The organism is Lysinibacillus sp. FSL W7-1291 (assembly GCF_038593415.1).
GTDB classification, from domain to species: Bacteria; Bacillota; Bacilli; order Bacillales_A; family Planococcaceae; genus Lysinibacillus; species Lysinibacillus fusiformis_D.
The window spans coordinates 1,049,199-1,068,262 of sequence record NZ_CP151994.1; the positions used below are offsets into that span (position 1 = coordinate 1,049,199).

The following is a 19,064-nucleotide window of genomic DNA, read 5'->3' on the forward strand; positions in this document are numbered from 1 at the left end:
CTAAAATAGTGTTAGACAAGGGGGCAATTCTCAATGGAAAAACAAGTGAAAGAAAAGAATGAATTATGGGAATGGACAAAAGCACTATTAATTGCATTTGCGATTGCTGCAGTGATTCGATATTTTTTATTTACACCTATTGCAGTTGATGGAGAGTCCATGATGCCAACCCTTGAAGATGGCGACCGGATGATTGTGAATAAGATTGGTTATAAAATAGGTGAACCAAAGCGTTTTGATATCGTTGTATTTCATGCACCTGAACAAAAAAATTACATAAAGCGTGTAATAGGACTGCCAGGAGATACGCTGGAATATAAGGACGATCAATTATATATTAATGGTGAACCAATAGATGAGCCCTATTTAGATGCATATAAAGCGCAAATTGCTGGGGGGACCCTAACAGAAGACTTTACCTTAAAAGATATTGATGTTTCCGTGGATACTATTCCAGAAGGATATGTTTTTGTCATGGGGGATAACCGTCGAAATAGTAAAGATAGTCGTCATATTGGCCTTGTTGAACAAAAGGAAATTATTGGTAATACAAGTTTGATTTTCTGGCCATTTAGTGACATAAAAATTGTAAAGTAATGCAAGAAAGGGAGAGCTTAATCACTCCCTTTTTCTTTTAGTTTAGGAGGTATAGCTATGACAATACAATGGTTTCCAGGGCATATGGCGAAAGCCCGACGTGAAGTAACGGAAAAATTAAAGCTTGTCGATATTATATTTGAATTAATAGATGCACGTTTACCGCTATCCTCACGTAATCCGATGATCGACGAAGTGATTAACCAAAAACCACGTCTTTTAATTTTAAATAAAGCGGATATGGCAGATGAGCAAGAAACACGTAAATGGGTAGAATATTTTGCACAACGTGGTCATAAAGCCGTAGCCATAAACTCACTTGAGGGTAAGGGCTTACAGCAAGTAACAAAAGCGGCGCAAGAAATTTTAAAAGAGAAATTTGATCGCATGAAGGCGCGAGGTATGAAACCTAGAGCTATTCGTGCCATGATTGTTGGAATACCTAACGTAGGGAAATCCACACTGATTAATCGCTTGGCGAAAAAAAATATCGCTAAAACCGGAAATACACCAGGTGTAACAAAAGCACAGCAATGGATTAAAGTTGGTAAAGAGCTAGAGCTACTGGATACACCAGGTATTTTATGGCCAAAATTTGAAGATCAAGAAGTAGGCTTTAAATTAGCTTTAACTGGTGCGATTAAGGATACCATCACAAATATGGAAGATTTAGCTGTCTATGGCTTGCGTTTCTTATCCGATCATTATCCAAAGCGTATGGAGGAACGTTATGGTTTCGAATTTATCCATGAGGAGCTAGTGGATACTTTTGATCATATTGGCAAGCTACGCCGTGTATTTGGACCTGGCGGAGAAATTGATTATGATCAAGTAGCACAGCTGATTGTTCGAGATATACGCGGCTTACAATTAGGCAAACTGACCTTTGATTTTGTTGATGAACAGCTAAAAAAAGAGGCTGAACAATTATAAGTATTGAAACTGTCACATGTTCTTTTGTGACAGTTTTTCTTTTAGGAATGAATTTTCTTACCGATAATGACTATAGAGAGGAAAATAGTTTTCAAATGAAAGAGACTACATAAAAAACTGAACATGATATAGTTTTATTGAGTAGAAGCAAGAAGGAGCACTTAAATGAAAACCATTAAAGAAATTAACACTGCATTGAAAGGTGCAGAAGAATGGCAAGATTGGATGATAGAAATAGCAACGGATGAAAGAACAGGTGTACAGAAGGCGTGGCATACTTGGCAAAAACGACAAGATAAAAAACGTCAATTACTGCAAGAACATCAAGCGAAAGTAGCATTTGATTTAAGCTATGGGAGTATCGATACATTGGTTGCGGGTGTAGATGAAGCAGGACGTGGACCATTAGCGGGACCTGTTGTGACAGCAGCTGTTATTTTACCTACAAATTGTGAGGCCCTTGTTGGTCTGAATGATTCAAAGCAATTATCAAAGGAGAAACGAAACGCCTTTGCAACGTTAATTAAAGAGCATGCCATTAGTTATTTTGTTCATTTCCAATCCGCTCAGCAAATCGATGCACTGAATATATACGAGGCAACCAAACAATCTATGAAAGTAAGTGTAGAATCATTGGCGACAAAGCCTGATGTAGTTTTAGTAGATGCTATGACATTACCCATTTCGATTCCTCAGGATTCAATTATCAAAGGGGATGCCAAGAGCTTAGCAATCGCAGCTGCCTCCATTCTAGCTAAAACAGCCCGAGACGATTATATGGAGCAACTAGACAAAGAATTTCCTATGTATGGCTTTGGGCAACATGCAGGCTATGGGACAAAGCAACATTTAAATGCATTGGAAGAATATGGACCAACAATTCACCATCGTAAATCATTTGAACCGATAAAATCAATGATTCAATAAAGCTACAGAATGGAACAATGACACGAGGGAGTAATTGATGAAAGGAGTATGTATATGTCAGCCACATCATTTAATCCGATTCAACTACAACAAAATGCCATGACTTCAGCAAATCAGCCACTTGCTTTAAAGCAGGGACAAGTATTTCACGGTACCATTAAGCAATTATATCCAGATCAAATGGCAGAAATACAAGTAGGTAATCAAAAATTTATAGCGAAACTTGAAGTACCGTTAAAGACGGGTGATGCCCATTTCTTTCAGGTAACAGGAACAAATCCACAAACCGAATTAAAAGTGGTTACAGGACCAATGGCACAAGCATCTTCTCCAAATCAACAAATCAATCAGCTACTAGAATCCATGAATTTGCCTAAAACAGCAGAGATGCAGCAATTGCTAGGACATTTTATGAAGGAACAGTTACCTATTTCAAAAGAGCAATTAATGCAGGCAGAAATGTGGCTAAAGGCATTACCAGAGGGCATTTCAAAAGCGGATGCACTACAGGTCATTCAAAAAATGATAGAGCTTAAAATGCCAATGACGAATGATGTTTTTCAAGCCTTACTAAGTGGACAAAAAACATCTGGTATGGCGATGACTATGGATAATTTTGCACAGCTTTTAGCAAGGGATACTACTTTATCTGAAGTGCTTAAGCAAAATTTGATGCAGCAGGTACAAGCGATTGCTAAACCTTTTGAAATAGAAACAGGCAGTCTGATTTTAGCTAGAGCGATACAGAGCTTAACAAATGATGCTGCTGCGATGAGTGAAAAAATGCAAGCCTTAACAATTTTAAAGGAAGCAGGCATACTGCCACAACAAGCAACATGGCAAAACTGGACGAATATCAATGACCCTAAAGCGGCACAACCAATGCAGCAGGCTGGCCAAGTTGTACAAACGATCCTTGCATCAAAGCCTGAAAATGTAAGTCAGCTAATTGAACAGTTGAAATCATGGACAGCCAACCAAAATTTCTTAACAAATGAACAAAAACTACAGCTCAATCAGTTAATGGATCGTTTTAATCAATTACCAGTATCGAAGCAAACATTAGAAATTTTTGCTAAACAAATGCAGGAGCAGTTAATAAAAGCGTTTGCTCAAAATACTGCTGATCGTTTATTTACACAGGATGCTAATGCATTGTCTAGCAAGGAACATTTGCTATCTCTTATAAGGCAAGAAGCGACGACTCCATTACAAAATGAAGCACTGATGCGTAACCTTGTTAAAACTAGTGTTGAATCACCGCAACCGATGATTCAACAAATAGTGACACAAGCTGATGCACTTGTACAAAATTCGGTGGATAGTAAGGCGATGCAGCATGCTCTTAAAACGGTGTTAAAAAATTTAGGGATTAGCTATGAGGCGACATTGGGGAACAAATCAGCAGATATACAAATGATTACCCATCAATTAAAGCCACAGCTCCACACATTATTGCAGGAAAGTAATATTACACCACAATTGAGAGAAGCGGCAGAAATGTTGATGACGCGTATGAATGGTATGCAGCTATCTTCAGGAGAAAATGGCCATCAACATCAGCTCATTATGCAAGTCCCGCTTGAATTTTTCGGCAAAAAGATGGATGCAACATTACAGTGGAATGGTCGCATGAAGGAAGATGGCAAAATTGATGCCAATTATGCACGCGTATTATTTTATTTACAGATGGCATCCATGCAAGAAACGGTAATTGATATGCAGGTTCAAAATAGAGTAGTTACAGTAACGATATTTAATGAAAATTCGGATATTCAGCCACTTGCGGAGCCATTAAAGGCTGCCTTGAAAATGGGATTGGCAGAAAAGGATTATCAACTATCAGGTGTTTTTATTAAACAATTTGACAAGGGGCAAACAGAAAAAGGAAGTACTGTAGTAGAACAGCGAGAGGAGCAGAGTGGGGTGGATATCCGCGTATGAGCGAAGAAAAATTTACTCGAAAAGAAGCAATTGCACTTACCTATAAACTTGGACAAATGGATAGTCCGACTGTTGTAGCAAAGGGAAAAGGGAAAATTGCCGAGAATATTTTGGCACGTGCAAATGAGCATAATGTGCCGATTTATGAGGATCCTAACCTTGTGCAGTTGCTTGGTCAATTAGATTTAAACGAGTCTATTCCAGAAGAATTATATCAGGCGGTTTCGGAGGTTTTTGCTTTTATTTATCGTTTAGATCAACAACATGCGAAAAAATACAGAAAAAACGAAGTATTCTGACTGTTTTGCAAGCTGTTTTAGTACACAAAATAGAAAAAAGCGTCATAATAAGAGAGAAAATTCGAACTAAAGACAAAGTGTAGACTTTATCAGAATGTTTCGTTAGAATAGTCTATGTTAGTAAAACAATTCTATGCAAATGTTTGATGGGAGGATGTATTATGAATATCCATGAATATCAAGGGAAAGAGATTCTGAGAAAATATGGTGTAGCAGTACCAAACGGAAAAGTTGCTTTTTCCCCTGATGAAGCAGTAAAAGTAGCGAAAGAACTTGGCTCAAACGTAACAGTTGTCAAGGCGCAAATTCATGCAGGTGGTCGCGGTAAAGCAGGCGGTGTAAAAATCGCTAAAAATCTTGACGAGGTGCGCACATACGCAAAAGAGTTATTAGGGAAAATTTTAGTGACTCATCAAACAGGTCCAGAAGGAAAAGAAGTAAAACGTTTGTATATTGAAGAGGGTTCTGATATCCAAAAAGAATACTATTTAAGTCTAGTATTAGACCGTGCCACATCTCGTGTTACGATGATGGGATCTGAAGAAGGCGGTATGGATATTGAAGAAGTTGCGGAAACAAATCCGGAAAAAATCTTCAAAGAAGTAGTAGATCCTGTAGTTGGATTAACAAGCTTCCAAGCACGTCGTATGGCGTTTAATATGAATATTCCAGCAAACCTTGTGGGGAAAGCTGTTAAATTAATGTTAGGCTTATATCAAGCATTTATCGACAAAGATGCATCAATTGTAGAAATTAATCCACTTGTAGTAACTGGACAAGGTGATGTAGTGGCATTAGATGCTAAATTCAATTTTGATGCCAATGCATTATATAGACATAAGGATATTGTCGAATTACGCGATTTCGACGAGGAAGATCCAAAAGAAATCGAAGCATCCAAATATGATTTAAGCTATATTTCATTAGAGGGTAACATTGGCTGTATGGTTAATGGTGCTGGTCTTGCTATGGCAACTATGGATACAATTAGCTATTATGGCGGTAGCCCTGCTAACTTCCTAGATGTAGGGGGCGGTGCAACAGCTGAAAAAGTAACAGAGGCTTTCAAAATTATCCTTTCTGATTCAAACGTAAAAGGCATTTTCGTAAACATTTTTGGCGGAATTATGAAGTGTAACATTATCGCTGAGGGTGTTGTAACGGCTGCTAAAGAAATCGGTTTAGCTGTGCCATTAGTTGTACGTTTAGAAGGTACAAATGTAGAACTTGGAAAAGAAATTTTAAATGCGTCTGGTTTAAACATCGTTGCAGCGGATTCAATGGCTGACGGTGCACAAAAAATTGTGGGACTAGTAGGCTAAGGAAGGCAGGGAGAGAACAATGGCTGTATTTATTAACAAAGATACGAAGGTAATTGTACAAGGGATCACGGGCGAAACAGCTCTTTTCCATACGAAGCAAATGCTTGAGTATGGCACAAAAATCGTAGCAGGTGTAACACCAGGTAAAGGTGGACTTGAGATCGAGGGAGTTCCTGTTTTCAATACAGTAGCAGAAGCTGTAGCTGCAACAGGTGCTACAACTTCAGTTATCTATGTACCTGCACCATTTGCGGCAGATGCAATTTTAGAAGCTGTTGATGCTGAATTAGAATTAACGATCTGTATCACAGAGCACATTCCTGTCCTTGATATGGTGAAAGTTAAACGTTATATGGAAGGTAAAAAGACTCGCTTAGTAGGTCCAAACTGTCCAGGTGTTATTACAGCTGATGAATGTAAAATTGGTATCATGCCAGGTTACATTCATACAAAAGGCCATGTAGGAGTAGTTTCTCGTTCTGGTACATTAACATATGAAGCAGTACACCAATTAACGCAAGCTGGTATTGGTCAAACAACAGCTGTAGGTATCGGTGGAGACCCTGTCAACGGTACAAACTTCATTGATGTTCTTGAAGCGTTTAATAATGATCCAGAAACTTACGCAGTAGTTATGATTGGTGAAATCGGCGGTACGGCTGAAGAAGAAGCAGCTGAATGGATTAAAGCAAATATGACAAAACCTGTTGTAGGCTTTATTGGTGGACAAACTGCCCCTCCAGGAAAACGTATGGGTCACGCTGGTGCGATCATTTCTGGTGGTAAAGGAACAGCAGCTGAGAAAATTAAAGCAATGAACGCTGCTGGTATCGAAGTTGCAGAAACACCTTCTGTCATTGGTGAAACATTGATTAAAGTAATTAAAGAAAAAGGGCTATACGAAAAGTGTAAAACCCATTAAAATGGAAGATGTAGCTATTGCGGCTACATCTTTTTCATTATTTACACGCTGCTATCATATTTCATGAAACAAATTCCTACTTACTTATGAAAAAAACGACAATTTTATGGCAGATGTATAAATAATGATGAAAAGTTGTGTTGCATTATCATGCGGTCATTTAATTTCTTCTATTATAAAGGAGGTTTATTGAATGATCCTTGCAGTAGATACACAGAGATTACTAGCTTTGCATTATATATACCCGTTACCTCTTCAGAAACTTCAACAATTATTGTCCCCGGTAAATATGTTAAGCTCTTTTGAAGACATTCATCATGATGAGATAGCGAAAATTCTACAAATATCGGCACAAAAAGCATATCAGCTCTCTCAAAGTTTTCGACAAATTATGATAAAACCTTTTGGTGCTGCGTATGCACAAGCCAATATTTTCCCCATACCGTTTTATCATCCATATTTCCCGGCGCAATTATTTGAAATATCCAATCCACCTACTGTATTGTATGTGAAAGGTCAGTATTCTTTGTTAACAAATAACAAACAGATAGCTATTATAGGCTCTAGGAAGGCTACAGCGTATTCTAAGAGGGCAATGGACCTCATAGTACCGCCTCTTGTTCAAAGTGGTTATACGGTCGTTAGTGGGCTTGCTAGAGGTGCTGATACAATGGCACATAGAGCAACAATTGATATGGGTGGTCACACAATTGCTGTACTTGGACATGGTTTTAATTATCTCTATCCAGCAGAAAATCAGATTCTTGCTAAACAAATGGCAGAGCACCAGCTATTAATAACGGAATATCCCCCTCATATGAAGCCTGAAAAATGGCATTTCCCGATGCGTAACCGAATCATTAGTGGTTTATCCCGAGCTTTAGTTGTGACAGAGGCTGCCCTAAAAAGTGGTACGCTTATTACGACAGAGCTCGCATTAGAGCAGGGGAAAGATGTATTTGTGGTGCCTGGACCTATTGATGCGACACAATCTAAGGGGACCAATCAATTACTTTTAGAAGGTGCAATTCCAGTCATGAATGGTCATCAAATCGTTGAAACACTGGAGCTCTTTTCTAACAAAAATTGAAAAAAAGTTGCATTATCTTAAAATCTGTTATACATTTTGCAACAGGTAACTTAAAAAAATTAGTAATAGACCTCGCTAAGGGGGAGACATAGATGGCGGATTATTTAGTGATTGTAGAATCACCAGCAAAAGCAAAAACGATTGAACGATATTTAGGAAAGAAATATAAAGTAAAAGCGTCGGTTGGACACGTACGAGATCTTCCACGTAGCCAAATGGGTGTTAGTGCAGAAAATAACTTTGAACCTAAGTATATTACGATACGCGGTAAAGGACCTGTTTTACAGGAATTAAAATCTGCGGCTAAAAAAGTGAAGAAAGTATATCTAGCGGCCGATCCAGACCGCGAGGGAGAAGCGATTGCTTGGCACCTTGCGACTGCGCTAAATATTGATATTCACTCGGATTGTCGTGTGGTATTTAACGAAATTACCAAAGATGCGATAATAGATTCCTTTAAAAACCCACGTCCAATCAATATGGATTTAGTAGATGCACAACAAACAAGACGTATTCTGGATCGACTTGTTGGCTATAACATTAGTCCGATACTGTGGAAAAAAGTGAAAAAAGGTTTATCTGCAGGTCGTGTACAATCTGTAGCGCTACGTATGATCATTGATCGTGAAAATGAAATTAAAAACTTTAAACCAGAAGAGTATTGGACAATTGAAGGAACGTTTGAAAAAGGTAAAAAAACATTTGATGCGCTTTACTATGGAAATGGTAAAGAAAAAATTAAATTAACAAATGAGGCACAAGTAAAGGCAATATTAAAAGATGTAAAAGGAACAAACTTTGATGTTGTCAATGTTACGAAAAAAGAACGCAAGCGTAATGCTGCACCAGCCTTTACAACATCTTCCTTACAGCAGGAGGCAGCAAGAAAATTAAATTTCCGAGCTAAGAAAACGATGATGCTAGCTCAGCAATTATATGAAGGTATTGATATTGGGAAAAAAGAGGGAACAGTCGGGTTAATCACCTATATGCGTACCGATTCCACACGTATTTCAGATACGGCAAAAGCAGAAGCGGTTACTTATATTGAAGGAAAATATGGCAAAGAATTTATTGCAACAGATATAAAACAAACCAAGAAGGCTTCGAATGCACAGGATGCTCATGAGGCGATCCGTCCAACGAGTACAATGAGAACACCAGAAGAATTAAAAGCAGTTCTTAGTCGTGATCAGTTACGTTTATATCGTTTAATTTGGGAGCGCTTTATCGCGAGCCAAATGGCACCAGCAGTTCTTGATACAGTAGCTGTAGATCTTCAAAATGGTGATGTACTATTTCGTGCAAACGGCTCACAAGTTAAATTCGCAGGCTTTATGAAACTATATATCGAAGGTACTGACGATCAAACAGAGGAGACGACAAAGCTTTTACCTGAGATGGCAATTGGTGATCAAGTAAAATCGCTCGAAATTGAGCCTAAACAACATTTTACACAGCCACCACCACGTTATTCAGAGGCGCGACTTGTTAAAACTATGGAAGAACTAGGCATTGGGCGCCCATCCACATACGCACCGACCCTCGATACAATTCAGCGCCGTGGCTATGTTGTATTAGATGCTAAACGCTTTATGCCAACAGAGCTAGGTGAAATTGTACATCAACTCGTACTAGAATTTTTCCCAGATATCATAAACATCGAATTTACAGCACAAATGGAACAAGATTTAGATGATATTGAAGAAGGCAACCGTCAATGGAAAAGTGTTGTGGAAGAGTTTTATACAGATTTTGAAGTGCATGTAAAACATGCAGATGAAGCTATGGAAAAAGTTGTGATTAAAGATGAGCCTGCTGGAGAGGATTGCGAACTTTGTGGATCTCCTATGGTCTTTAAACTGGGTCGCTATGGTAAATTTATGGCTTGCTCAAACTTCCCAGATTGTAGAAATACAAAAGCTATTATGAAACCAATTGGTGTAAAATGTCCTTCCTGTGAAACAGGCGAAATTGTGGAGCGAAAAAGTAAAACAAAACGTCTATTCTATGGTTGCAATCAGTATCCAGAATGTGAATTTGTATCATGGGACAAGCCAATTAGTAGACCATGTCCAAAATGTAATGCATTATTAGTAGAGAAAAAGATAAAAAAAGGTGTGCAAATTCAATGTACGAAATGTGACTATGAAGAAGCACCAACTCAATGATAGGAAGATGGTAAGAAACATGACTGAACAAGTAGTAAATGTAATAGGAGCAGGTCTTGCTGGTAGTGAAGCTGCATGGCAAATTGCAAAGCGTGGGGTAAAAGTAAGACTTTATGAAATGCGTCCAGTAAAGCAAACTCCGGCACATCATACTGATAAATTTGCAGAGCTTGTTTGTTCTAACTCATTGCGTGCAAATGGTTTAACAAATGCTGTAGGCGTTATTAAAGAAGAGATGCGTACGCTAGATTCGGTTATCTTAAAGGCAGCAGATCAGTGTTCAGTACCAGCTGGAGGTGCATTGGCGGTAGACCGTCATGAATTTGCGGGCTATGTGACAGAGACTGTGAAAAACCATCCACTTGTGGAGGTCATTCATGAAGAAGTCACAGAGATTCCTGAAGGTATAACAGTTATTGCTACAGGTCCACTAACATCAAAAGCTTTAGCTGAAAAAATTCAAGGTTTAACTGGCTTGGATTATTTATACTTCTACGATGCAGCAGCACCTATTATCGAAAAAGATAGCATAGATATGGATAAAGTTTATTTGAAATCTCGTTACGATAAAGGAGAAGCGGCTTATTTAAACTGTCCTATGACAAAGGAAGAATTTGATCGTTTCCGTCAAGCCTTGATCGAAGCAGAAGTTGTGCCATTGAAGGAATTTGAAAAAGAAATTTACTTTGAGGGTTGTATGCCGATTGAAGTTATGGCAGCTCGCGGAGAGAAAACCATGTTATTTGGACCGATGAAACCAGTTGGTCTTGAAGATCCAAAAACAGGAAAACGTCCGTATGCGGTTGTGCAACTTCGTCAAGATGATGCTGCTGGTACCCTTTACAACATTGTAGGCTTCCAAACTCATTTAAAATGGGGTCCACAAAAGGAAGTGCTACAGCTAATTCCAGGGTTAGAGAATGTAGAAATTGTACGTTATGGCGTCATGCACCGAAATACATTCATTAATTCACCAAAAGTTTTAGAAAAAACATATCAGCTTCGTGAGCATAAGAATATTTTCTTTGCAGGTCAAATGACGGGTGTAGAAGGATATGTTGAATCAGCAGGAAGTGGATTAATTGCAGGAATTAATGCAGCTCGTTTAGCACTTGGACAAGAGCCTATTATTTTCCCATTCGAAACGGCATTAGGCAGTATGGCGCGTTATATAACAGAAGCACAGTCGAAAAACTTCCAGCCGATGAACGTTAACTTCGGTATATTCCCTGAATTACCACCTGGTCGTCGTTCAAAACCAGAACGTGCGGAAATGCATGCAACACGCGCAATAAGCTCAATTCGCAATTTTGTGAATTCACAAACAATTTAATTGCAAAAAGCCTCTAAAAGTTGATATACTCTTAGAGGCTTTTTCTTTTTGTAGACAAAATGCTTAATTAGACGTATTTTATTATTTTGTATGAAGATTTTCTCAATTTATAACTAATTACACTTGCTATATTATGAAGATAGGTTTAGTGTCAGTATGTATGTTTATTAATGAAATGAAAAACGATACAAACTTGTAAGAGATGACAAAGAAATATTTATCCGTTATATTACAAGTGTCAGTCATTTGAGAAAATTATTAATAAATCATTGGTGGTGAATCTTTCCATGTTAGTTTCGTCCCAAGATGCACTCGAACAGTTCATGCTTTACATCCAAGTTGAAAAGAACTTCTCTGTTCATACAGTGCGAGAATATGAATCAGACCTGCTAGATTTTTTAACCTTTTTACAAAGAGAGGGCATCGATGATTTAGCGAGTGTTGAATATATACATGCACGTCTTTATGTAACAAAGTTGTACGATGAGAAAAGAGCAAGGGCCTCTATTTCTAGGAAAATTTCCTCGATACGCTCCTTTTTTCGCTTTCTAAATAGACAGTACGGATTAGATGACGGAGCATTTCGTTCTCTTTATCATCCAAAAAAAGAATCACGTTTACCCAATTTTTTCTACGAAGAAGAATTGAAGCAGCTATTTGATGCGAATACTGGTGATGATTTGAAATCATTGAGAAATATAGCTATATTAGAGCTGTTGTATGCGACAGGTATTCGTGTAAGTGAACTGACTTCAATCCAAGTAGGGGATGTAGATTTTCATTATTCGATTATACGGGTAATGGGAAAAGGTCGAAAAGAACGAATTATTCCATTTGGTCAATTTGCGAGTTTAGCAATGCAGGACTACATAGAGCAAGCTCGTCCACGATTGATGAAAAAAACTAGTCACCAGCAGTTGTTTGTCAATATGCGTGGTGGGGAACTTACTCCTCGAGGGGTACGTCATATTTTAAACGAAATGATTGACAAGGCCTCACTCCATACGAAAATTTACCCACACATGCTTCGCCATACTTTTGCCACACATTTATTGAATAATGGCGCAGATTTGCGGACAGTGCAGGAGTTATTAGGTCACTCACATTTATCTTCTACACAAGTTTACACACATGTAACAAAAGAGCATCTTCGTCAAACATATATGAATGCCCATCCAAGGGCATAATAGAGCTAAGGAGGAAGGCAGATGGGACAAATTCATGCGACAACGATATTTGCAGTTCATCATAACGGAGGCTGTGCCATGGCTGGTGATGGTCAAGTAACATTGGGAAATGCAGTTGTGATGAAGGGAACAGCAAAAAAGGTCAGACGTCTGTTTAATGGGCAGGTCCTTGCAGGTTTTGCAGGTTCCGTCGCTGATGCATTTACACTTTTTGAGATGTTTGAAGGCAAACTAAATGAGTATAATGGTAATTTACAGCGTGCAGCAGTGGAAGTAGCAAAGCAGTGGCGCGGTGATAAAATGCTTCGCCAGTTAGAAGCGATGTTATTAGTAATGGATAAAACGACATTGCTACTCGTTTCAGGTACAGGGGAAGTCATTGAACCGGATGATGGCATTTTGGCTATTGGTTCTGGTGGAAATTATGCATTATCTGCAGGTAGAGCATTGAAAAAATATGCAGGTGAAACAATGACTGCTCGTGAAATTGCTGAGGCGGCATTAGAAACAGCTGCTGAAATCTGTGTATTTACGAATCATAATATTATCGTGGAGGCGCTGAACTAATGACGCAAAAAAATTTAACGCCAAGACAAATTACTGAGCATTTAGATCGTTATATTGTTGGGCAGAATGAAGCTAAGCGCGCTGTAGCCATTGCGTTACGTAATCGCTATCGTCGTTCGTTGTTACATGAGGATATGAAGGATGAAGTTATTCCTAAAAATATATTAATGATTGGACCAACAGGTGTCGGAAAAACGGAAATTGCCAGAAGAATTGCTAAGCTTACAAATGCTCCTTTTGTGAAAGTTGAAGCGACAAAGTTTACTGAGGTAGGTTATGTAGGGCGTGATGTTGAGTCAATGGTACGTGACTTAGTAGAAGCCTCACATCGTCTAGTAAAGGAAGAAATGATGGAGTCTGTTAAGGAACAAGCAGAAGAATTAGCAAATGAAGCGATTGTGAAACTTTTGGTGCCTTCTTTACGTAAGAAACAGGCGATGCAAAATCCGTTTGAAATGCTATTTGGTGGTAAAGAGCAACCAACGACTGATGATTCTTCAACAGATGAGGTTGAAGTACGCTCTAAGCGTGCACAAATTGCGATTGATTTACGTAACGGTAAATTAGAAAATGAGTGGGTTACTGTGGAGGTAACAGAACAAAATCCATCTATTTTTGATGCGTTACAAGGAACGGGAATGGATATGTCTGCGAATAGTGGCATGCAGGATATGTTATCCAGTTTGATGCCGAAGAAACAGAAAAAACGTCGTGTACAAGTGAAGGACGCCCGTCGTATTTTAACAGTTGAAGAAGCGAATAAGCTGATAGATGCAGATGAAGTGGCACAAGAGGCTATTACTAGAGCTGAGCAAACAGGTATCATTTTTATTGATGAAATCGATAAAATTGCTAGTAAAGAAGGCAATTCTTCAGCAAATGTCTCACGTGAAGGTGTCCAACGAGATATTTTACCAATCGTTGAAGGTTCAACTGTTACAACGAAATACGGTGCGGTGAAAACGGATTATATGCTGTTTGTAGCTGCTGGTGCATTCCATATGTCGAAGCCGTCAGATTTAATTCCTGAATTGCAAGGACGCTTTCCAATTCGTGTAGAGCTTGAAAAATTAACAAAACAGGATTTTGTACGTATTTTACAAGAACCAGACCAATCACTTATTTTGCAATATAAGGCATTGTTAGAAACGGAAGGCGTGGAAATTCATTTCACAACAGATGCTATTGAACGAATTGCTGAAATTGCTACTGAGGTTAATCAGGAAACTGACAATATCGGAGCTCGTCGATTACACACGATATTAGAACGTTTACTTGAAGAACTATCGTTTGAAGCTTCTGAAATTGCACCAGCAAGTATCCCGATCAATGCTGCGTATGTAGATCAAAAACTTGCGGGTATAGTAAAAAACAAAGATTTGTCACAGTTTATATTGTAAGAAAAAGCTAATTAGTATCATTCAATAATAAAAACCTTTAGAATATTTAATAAATACTCTTCGGATTATTTATAGGAGGAACATATAATGAATTTATTAGAAAAAACACGTAAAATTAACTCGATGCTTCAAGCATCTGCTGGTAAACCAGTAAACTTTAAGGAAATGGCTGATACATTAGGCGATATTATTGATAGTAATGTCTATATTTTAAGTCGCAAAGGGAAATTATTAGGTATTTCAATTCACCAACAAATTGAAAATGAGCGTATGAAAAAAATGTTCGAAGAGAGACAGTTCCCAGAAGAATACACACATAGCTTGTTTACGATCTCTGAAACATCATCAAATTTAGATATTAACAACGAACATACTGCTTTCCCAGTTGAAAACAAAGATTTATTCCAAAACGCTTTAACAACAATTGTACCGATTGTTGGTGGTGGAGAACGTTTAGGTACATTAATCCTTGCTCGTTTATCTTCACAATTTGAAGATGATGATCTAATTTTAGCAGAGTATGGTGCGACAGTAGTTGGTATGGAAATTTTACGTGAAAAATCAGAAGAAATTGAAGAAGAAGCTCGTAGCAAAGCTGTCGTACAAATGGCTATTAATTCACTTTCATACAGTGAGTTAGAAGCAATTGAGCATATCTTCGAAGAACTTGATGGCAATGAAGGCTTACTAGTTGCTTCTAAGATTGCTGACCGTGTGGGTATTACGCGTTCAGTGATTGTCAACGCATTACGTAAACTTGAATCTGCTGGTGTCATTGAATCTCGCTCTTTAGGTATGAAAGGTACTTATATTAAAGTGCTAAACGATAAATTCTTAAATGCTTTAGCAGAAATTAAAATGAAATAAATACTTCTTTAAGAAGATTCTGAAAGCGTCTAGGGTAAAACTAGGCGCTTTTTTTTGTGTATTAGCCCGTGAGGGAGAAGATTTTTGTGCTTATTTTTTTGCCATAAGTACAAAAATGCTGATTATTGTAGGTTCTTATTTCTTTCTTCCTAATGCTGTTCAAAAAATCGTCACTACCTTTAGCATATAAAAATGTAATGTGTGTTACTTTAGAAGAATGGTGAAAAACTTGTTCAAATATGTGTCACATTCATAGGCAAAATATGCTTGTGTTGATTGAACTAGTAAAATGGGACCTTTATTTAGTCAATATTTATAAGGCGATAAAGCTCAGAAAAAGGCATATTTAATACAAAAACCGTAAACACTGTCGAAATGGTGTAAAATAACTAGATGTCTAATAACCTTTGATAAACCTTAGAGACATAAGGGATGCAGAAGTTTTGTCATGGTTATACATTAGAAAAAATAGGGCGGATAGACTATTAAAAAGTGACAAAAGACAATAGACACTAGGTATCATCTTAATTACAATTGTATTATTGGATAAATTAACAAGTACATAAATTGAAATAAAATGAGGTGAACAGTTTTGAATTTATTTGGTGGAACTATTAGTAGCCTGGAAAACGGACTTTCCTATGCAACTTTGAATCATAAAACAATCGCAAACAATATTGCGAATGTCGATACGCCTAATTATAAGGCGAAAAATGTTAGTTTTAAGGATATGTTGGTAGAACAGCAAAGTATGTCTATTTCCGCATATCGTACTGACAGCAGACATTATGATTTCACAATTCGACAATCTACGCCTGGCGTTAATAATGTTGAGAACTTGCGATATAGAAATAATGGCAATGCTGTAGATATGGATGCTGAGCAGGCAAAATTAGCAGAGAATCAAATTTATTACAATGCTTTAATTGACCGTGTTAATGGAAAATTAAACACATTGAATACCGTTATAAAGGGAGGTAAGTAATAGATGTCTATATTTCATGGGATGAATACCACTGCCTCTGCTTTAACAGCGCAACGATTACGAATGGATGTTATTTCTTCCAATATGGCAAATGTCGATACGACTCGTGCTCGTCAAGTGAATGGGGAATGGGAACCGTATCGACGTAAGTCTGTGACGTTCGCAGCACAAGAAGGACAATTCTCGAAATTTCTGAATGTAGCCCTTGGTAAAAATGCGAAAAGTGGTGTTGGCAATGGTGTGAAAGTTTCTCGAATTTCAGAAGATCAAGAAACACCTTTCAAACTTGTTTATGACCCAACTCATCCAGATGCAAATGCAGATGGTTATGTGAATATGCCAAATGTGGATCCATTGAAAGAGATGGTAGATTTAATGTCAGCAACACGTTCCTATGAGGCGAATATAACTGTATTTAACGCAAATAAATCCATGCTAACAAAGGCTTTAGAGATTGGTAAATAAATAAGTAGAAAGGAAGATACATAATGACTATTTCGTCCGTTTCGCTAATGACACCTACTCAGGTTGTAAATGAAACAAATAAACTCAATACAACACCTTATGAAGCGCAACAAAGCTTCGCGAACTCGTTAAAAGAAGCAATAGCCAAAGTAAATGATCAGCAAATAACTTCTGATAAATTTACTCAAAAGCTAATTAAAGGTGAAGATGTGGAGTTGCATGAAGTGATGATTGCTTCACAAAAGGCGAGCATTACATTAAACGCAACAATTGAAGTTCGCAATAAGGTGATTGAAGCTTACCAAGAAATAATGCGAATGAGTGTTTAATTTTATTGTCTAGATAAGGAAACTCTTTTCAAACTAGATTAATAACCACTACTATAGTGGACTCATTATGTTCGCAAATTATTGATGGCTAGGTTATTCACTATAACCGGAGGATTCATAATGAATGAACGATTGACGAAAATAAAAAACGACACCAGTCAATTTTGGACAAGTCGAAGTAAAAAGCAAAAAATAGTTATGATTGGCTCCGTGGTAGGCGTCATCGCACTTGCAGCCATCGTGACGTTTTTTGCTTCGAAAACTACATATGTTCCACTTTATAAAGATTTATCAACAAGAGAAATTGGACAAGTAAAGGAAGCACTAGATTCCCAAGGTGTGAACTATGAAATTGCTCCAGGTGGAACATCTATTTTAGTGCCAGAAGAGCAAGTTGACTCCTTGTTAGTACAATTAGCTTCAGAGGGCTATCCGCAAACAGGTACAATTGATTACTCATTTGCTAATAGTTCAGGATTTGGTATGACAGATAATGAATTTAACCTCTTAAAAAAAGCAGCAACTGAAACTGAAATTGCTAAGCTTTTTAAAAATTTAGAGGGTGTAAAAGATGCCAAAGTAATGATTACAGTTCCTGAAGAAGGGGTATTCGTAACGGATGTGCAAGGCGAGGCAACGGCATCTATTGTTTTAAATACAGACCCTGGCTATAAATTTACAGAACAGCAAATTACTACTATGTACAATTTGGTGTCAAAAAGTATTCCCAATTTAAAAACTGAAAACATCGTAATCTCTAATCAATTCTCAGAGTACTTTGATTTGAATGCTGCTACTACTGATGGTACTTCCACAGCGACAGCCGAAGGTCAATTACAAATGAAGAAATTAGTAGAACGTGATCTACAGCGTCAAGTGCAAAATATGCTAGGAACGTTGATGGGACAAGATAAAGTGATGGTTTCTGTTACAACGGATATTGACTTCAAGAAAGAAAATCGTGAAGAAAACCTTGTGACACCTGTTGATGAAGAAAATATGGAAGGTATCGCAATTAGTGCTCAACGAATTACAGAGCAGTATTCTGGTACAGGCGCAGCAGCTGCAGGAACACCTGAAGCTGAAACAACTACAGATAACTTCACAACGTATAACGAAGGTGCAACAGGGAATGGTGACTATGAACGTACAGAGGAAACGATCAATAATGACGTGAATCGTATACGTAAAGATATCCAAGAAGCTCCTTATAAAGTTCAAGATATTGGAATTCAAGTCATTGTTGAACCACCAACAGCGACAGATGCAGCGTCATTACCAGATGGTGTTCGTGAAGATATCGAGAAAATTTTAAGTACAATAGTTCGTACAACAATTTCCAAAGATGTGGCAGCAGAACTTACACAAGAGCAAATTGACGAGAAAGTAGCTGTTTCAGTACAACCTTTATATGGTAAGGCGACAGAGGTCGCTGATGAAAAACCAGTTATCCCATGGTGGGTTTGGGTCATTGGCGGTATCTTATTAGCTGTTATTTTATTACTAGCATTCTTTATTATCCGTTCTCGTAAGCGTGCGCAGGAAGAAGAAGAGCTAAGTATCCTAGAAGAACAAGAAGAATTAATGATTGATGATATTAATGAAGAAATTGAAACGGAAGCTACAATGCGTCGTAAGCAGCTTGAAAAAATGGCTAAAGAAAAGCCAGACGATTTTGCAAAGTTACTGCGTAGTTGGATTGCGGAAGACTAACTAGGAGGTTCGG

At 37.8% G+C, this 19,064-nt stretch carries 18 protein-coding genes; all 18 read left to right on the forward strand.

From position 1 onward, the window contains the following. Positions 1 to 33: 33 nt before the first annotated feature. The 18 genes from lepB to fliF all read left to right on the forward strand — a co-directional run bounded on the left by lepB (position 34) and on the right by fliF (position 19,051). Positions 34 to 597: a signal peptidase I gene (gene lepB / locus NST76_RS04860; RefSeq protein WP_036124779.1), complete on the forward strand. Its 564-nt coding sequence runs from the start codon at positions 34 to 36 to the stop codon at positions 595 to 597. A 57-nt stretch (positions 598 to 654) separates the two neighbouring features. Further along, positions 655 to 1,530 carry a ribosome biogenesis GTPase YlqF gene (gene ylqF, locus NST76_RS04865; protein ID WP_036124777.1) on the forward strand — a complete coding sequence of 292 codons (876 nt, stop codon included), beginning with the start codon at positions 655 to 657 and terminating at the stop codon, positions 1,528 to 1,530. Positions 1,531 to 1,695: 165 nt separating this feature from the next. Further along, entirely contained in the window at positions 1,696 to 2,457 is a 762-nt protein-coding gene (locus tag NST76_RS04870; protein WP_036124775.1) for a ribonuclease HII, read from the forward strand. A 54-nt stretch (positions 2,458 to 2,511) separates the two neighbouring features. Then, positions 2,512 to 4,401 (forward strand): hypothetical protein, encoded by a 1,890-nt coding sequence (locus NST76_RS04875; protein ID WP_036124772.1) that lies wholly within the window; start codon positions 2,512 to 2,514, stop codon positions 4,399 to 4,401. Then, positions 4,398 to 4,700 (forward strand): EscU/YscU/HrcU family type III secretion system export apparatus switch protein, encoded by a 303-nt coding sequence (locus NST76_RS04880; RefSeq protein ID WP_058843501.1) that lies wholly within the window; start codon positions 4,398 to 4,400, stop codon positions 4,698 to 4,700. Before NST76_RS04875 ends, NST76_RS04880 begins: the two co-directional genes overlap by 4 nt. 161 nt (positions 4,701 to 4,861) lie before the next feature. Next, on the forward strand, positions 4,862 to 6,022 hold the full coding sequence (gene sucC, locus NST76_RS04885; protein WP_036124767.1) for an ADP-forming succinate--CoA ligase subunit beta: 1,161 nt from the start codon (positions 4,862 to 4,864) through the stop codon (positions 6,020 to 6,022). A gap of 19 nt (positions 6,023 to 6,041) precedes the next feature. Beyond that, a complete protein-coding gene (sucD, locus tag NST76_RS04890) occupies positions 6,042 to 6,944 on the forward strand; it encodes a succinate--CoA ligase subunit alpha (protein ID WP_054610302.1) in 903 nt (300 codons plus the stop codon). Positions 6,945 to 7,137: 193 nt separating this feature from the next. Next, the gene (gene dprA, locus NST76_RS04895) at positions 7,138 to 8,034 is read left to right on the forward strand and encodes a DNA-processing protein DprA (protein WP_036124762.1); all 897 of its coding nucleotides are present in this window, start codon (positions 7,138 to 7,140) and stop codon (positions 8,032 to 8,034) included. Between the two features lie 92 nt (positions 8,035 to 8,126). Then, positions 8,127 to 10,205, forward strand: coding sequence for a type I DNA topoisomerase (gene topA, locus NST76_RS04900; RefSeq protein ID WP_036124760.1), 2,079 nt, complete (start codon positions 8,127 to 8,129; stop codon positions 10,203 to 10,205). A 19-nt stretch (positions 10,206 to 10,224) separates the two neighbouring features. Beyond that, positions 10,225 to 11,538: an FADH(2)-oxidizing methylenetetrahydrofolate--tRNA-(uracil(54)-C(5))-methyltransferase TrmFO gene (gene trmFO / locus NST76_RS04905; protein ID WP_058843502.1), complete on the forward strand. Its 1,314-nt coding sequence runs from the start codon at positions 10,225 to 10,227 to the stop codon at positions 11,536 to 11,538. Positions 11,539 to 11,825: 287 nt separating this feature from the next. Then, a complete protein-coding gene (gene xerC / locus NST76_RS04910; protein ID WP_036124756.1) occupies positions 11,826 to 12,725 on the forward strand; it encodes a tyrosine recombinase XerC in 900 nt (299 codons plus the stop codon). A 21-nt stretch (positions 12,726 to 12,746) separates the two neighbouring features. Beyond that, positions 12,747 to 13,292, forward strand: a complete 546-nt coding sequence (gene hslV / locus NST76_RS04915) for an ATP-dependent protease subunit HslV (protein ID WP_036124754.1) — start codon at positions 12,747 to 12,749, stop codon at positions 13,290 to 13,292. Continuing rightward, entirely contained in the window at positions 13,292 to 14,692 is a 1,401-nt protein-coding gene (gene hslU, locus NST76_RS04920; protein ID WP_036124752.1) for an ATP-dependent protease ATPase subunit HslU, read from the forward strand. The genes hslV and hslU overlap by 1 nt, the downstream gene beginning before the upstream one ends. An 87-nt stretch (positions 14,693 to 14,779) precedes the next feature. Continuing rightward, positions 14,780 to 15,559: a GTP-sensing pleiotropic transcriptional regulator CodY gene (gene codY / locus NST76_RS04925; protein ID WP_004229266.1), complete on the forward strand. Its 780-nt coding sequence runs from the start codon at positions 14,780 to 14,782 to the stop codon at positions 15,557 to 15,559. A gap of 592 nt (positions 15,560 to 16,151) precedes the next feature. Further along, on the forward strand, positions 16,152 to 16,544 hold the full coding sequence (flgB, locus tag NST76_RS04930) for a flagellar basal body rod protein FlgB (RefSeq protein ID WP_036124750.1): 393 nt from the start codon (positions 16,152 to 16,154) through the stop codon (positions 16,542 to 16,544). Between the two features lie 3 nt (positions 16,545 to 16,547). After that, complete coding sequence (flgC, locus tag NST76_RS04935) at positions 16,548 to 17,009, forward strand: flagellar basal body rod protein FlgC (RefSeq protein ID WP_036124747.1); 462 nt, start codon at positions 16,548 to 16,550, stop codon at positions 17,007 to 17,009. Between the two features lie 23 nt (positions 17,010 to 17,032). After that, a complete protein-coding gene (gene fliE / locus NST76_RS04940; RefSeq protein WP_036124744.1) occupies positions 17,033 to 17,338 on the forward strand; it encodes a flagellar hook-basal body complex protein FliE in 306 nt (101 codons plus the stop codon). Between the two features lie 120 nt (positions 17,339 to 17,458). Then, entirely contained in the window at positions 17,459 to 19,051 is a 1,593-nt protein-coding gene (gene fliF / locus NST76_RS04945) for a flagellar basal-body MS-ring/collar protein FliF (RefSeq protein ID WP_036124742.1), read from the forward strand. The last annotated feature ends 13 nt before the right edge of the window (positions 19,052 to 19,064 follow it).